Genomic DNA, 230 nt, shown 5'->3' with positions numbered 1-230 from the left:
CAAAAATTGCTTACCATTCGAGGTGTAAATGTAACCAGTCTAGCCGGCGTGTTAGGAGAAACCGGTGATCTTAGTGGTTACGCACACGGAAATGCCTTACTTCGTCATGCAGGTCTAAATTTGGCTGAGGCCAGCTCTGGGAAATGGCGCGGGAAAATGGTGCTTAGCAAGCGTGGCCGCCCGCGTCTAAGGCGTTTTCTCTATCTCATGACGATGTGTATGGTCATGAC

The 230-nt window shown here is 50.0% G+C and carries 1 protein-coding gene; it reads left to right on the top strand.

Going from position 1 to position 230, the window contains the following annotated elements; translation table 11 throughout:
• Positions 1–230: transposase (locus UQ64_RS00460; RefSeq protein ID WP_156417406.1), on the top strand; the 230-nt coding region annotated here is incomplete at both ends.

The sequence above is a fragment of the Paenibacillus etheri genome (genome assembly GCF_001012825.1).
GTDB lineage: Bacteria > Bacillota > Bacilli > Paenibacillales > Paenibacillaceae > Paenibacillus_AQ > Paenibacillus_AQ etheri.
Note: the sequence above shows the minus strand (reverse complement) of the source record. Positions and strands in the feature narration are given on the sequence as shown.